1 protein-coding gene is annotated in these 2658 nt (G+C 37.3%); it reads left to right on the top strand.

Going from position 1 to position 2658, the window contains the following annotated elements; all coding sequences use genetic code 11:
* Positions 1 to 888 precede the first annotated feature (888 nt).
* Complete coding sequence (locus tag LT143_RS20240; RefSeq protein WP_246946191.1) at positions 889 to 2544, top strand: family 14 glycosylhydrolase; 1656 nt, start codon at positions 889 to 891, stop codon at positions 2542 to 2544.
* The last annotated feature ends 114 nt before the right edge of the window (positions 2545 to 2658 follow it).

Genomic DNA, 2658 nt, shown 5'->3' with positions numbered 1-2658 from the left:
GGTCTCCCGCGACCCGCTCTCCCACAGGAGTCTCGCGTCCTTCCACTTCAATCAACTCTGCTAAAAATCAACACTGTACTTTAACACAGCCAATAATAAAAAAAGCATAAAGAGTCCTATTCAAAGGACGTCTTTATGCTAATAGACGTGGTACCACCTTAATTCGACTCACTAAAAACAGTAAGTCCTCTAAGCGTTTGTAACGAAACGACTCGGTTAGTTTTTTTGACTAGGCTCTTTTTTGTATATACTGTTGCTTTCAGTCTAGTATAATGTCTTCTACTTTTCATCTAGAAATCCGCTTTTTTCTAAACGATCCATACGTCATGATATCGTTTAGGAATTAGCTTAACTTTAGATAAAATAGGTTAAAAGCAACAAAGTTTTAGAAAAAAGCCTAACTAACATCTCCGTGGTAGGTTTCAACAAGAAGGGGTGATATAGCTCTCAGCCGCGGCTATATTTTCTGTTTCACGATTCTTATTTACTTGATCACATCATTGATAAACTTTATTTAATCAATACTATATCAATTTGCTACATCTAATGCAATCTTTACTCAATGAACTGTATATTAGTTTTCTAGGAACAGTTTTGGGTTAACTTAATTCCGAGTGGATGAAACCTTGATTTGACAAAGACAAAACAACTTCATTATTCAAACGTTTGTTTAAACTTCATGTAGATTTATCTTACAATATTTGTGACGTTTATTTTTCCAGTCATTTTTGTTTTCCTCTACCACAAACCTCTGGGTGAAAATGTAAGTTTAGTAGTACGTATTTACTAAATTTAATACTTTACAAAAAAATAGATTTAAAGTGAATCCATTTATGTTATCATCACAATGAAAACGTTTACACAGTAAACTTTTAAGGGAGAGATCACATGAAAAAAATCCTGAAACTATTGAGTATCAAATTATCTATTATTTTGTTAGTTCTTACTAGTACTTTTGCTACCCCTGCATCTGCAGACATTAAGTCCGATTATAAAGCATATGTCATGGCACCTTTAACAAAAATTACTGACTGGACAGCGTTCGCTAACCAGCTCGCAACACTGAAGAATAACGGTGTGTATGCGTTGACGACAGATGTTTGGTGGGGCGATGTGGAGTCCGTTAGTGATAATACGTTCAACTGGTCTTATTACAGACAATACGCACAAGTGGTGAGGAATTCAGGTTTGAAGTGGGTACCTATTCTTTCTACCCATCAATGTGGTGGTAATGTCGGAGATGATTGTAATATTCCACTTCCTTCTTGGGTTTGGAACAAAGGGTCTCAAGACTTATTAACTCATAAATCGGAAACAGGATATGTAAATAAAGAAACGCTTAGCCCATGGGCAACAGGCGTGGTTAGTACTCAATACAACGAACTTTATCAATCATTTGCTCAAAACTTTGCTGACTATAAAGATATTATTGTTAAAATCTACTTAAGCGGTGGCCCAGCAGGAGAACTTCGTTTTCCATCATATGTCTCAGCAGACGGTTTTAACTATCCGAATAGAGGAAAGCTACAGGCTTATACTGAAACAGCCAAGAGTGATTTTCGTACTGCGATGCAAACAAAGTATGGAACATTAAGTAGCTTAAATGCCGCTTGGAAAACGAACCTAACATCATGGAGTAGTGTATCTCCTCCAACCGATGGAGACAATTTCTTTACTAGTGGTGCTGCTTACAATAATCAATATGGAAAAGATTTCATGGCTTGGTATCAAGGCGTATTGGTTAAGCATTTATCCTTAATCGCGCAAAAAGCACACGCAAACTTTGATTCTACTTTTGGCGTACCGATTGGAGCAAAAATTGCAGGTATTCACTGGAAAATGAATGACCCTTATATGCCTCGATCTGCAGAATACTCAGCAGGTTATTATAACTATGCTACTATTTTAGATCAATTTAAGACTAGTAAACTGGATTTAACCTTTACTTGCTTAGAGATGGATGATAATAGTGCCTATACAAGTCCTTATTATTCTGCACCAAAATCATTAGTGACACAGATTGCCAATTTAGCTACACAACGTGGGATTGTATTAAATGGAGAAAATGCCCTTGCCATCTCAAGCTCTGATGCTGGTTATAGTGAATCGAGATATAAAAATGCCGCACAGCATTTGTTTAACGAAGGTTTTAGTGGCTTTACCTTACTAAGACTTGCCAACATAGTCAATGCAAACGGTTCCGCGACAGCTGAAATGAGTCGTTTTAAAGATATTTTAGTAGTGAAGCCTATCAATGTTGAGTTTACGGTTCGTTATGCACCAACCGTTCCGGGAGATACAGTGTATATAACCGGGAATCGTTGGGAAACGGGAATGTGGAATAGCCCAGACGGAAAGATGATTAAGCTTTCATGGGACAGCACGATTCAAGCATGGAAAGGCACAGGTTCCATTGCAGCAGAGAGGTACAATGAATTCAAAGCTGTCATCGTTGGATCTAATGGTAGTGTGAAATGGGAGCCAGGCAGTAATAATATCTGGACGACACCATCTACTAACAGTAATTACATCATTAATTGGTAAATTCAGAATACGTTCATACTCAAGCCTAAAAAAGAATCACTTCACTCAATAAGAACAGGGACGGTCATACACTTTATTAAAGCGTATCACCGTCCCTTTTATTATGGCTCTATA

Source organism: Bacillus pinisoli (assembly GCF_023036475.1).
Classification (GTDB): Bacteria; Bacillota; Bacilli; order Bacillales; family SA4; genus Bacillus_BS; species Bacillus_BS pinisoli.
The sequence above is the reverse complement of the archived record's forward strand: the minus strand, read 5'-3'. Positions and strand labels throughout refer to the sequence as shown.

Coding starts and splice junctions, on each gene's coding strand:
- LT143_RS20240 (WP_246946191.1), top strand. CDS start 889: ATGAAAAAAATCCTGAAACTATTGAGTATCAAATTATCTATTATTTTG.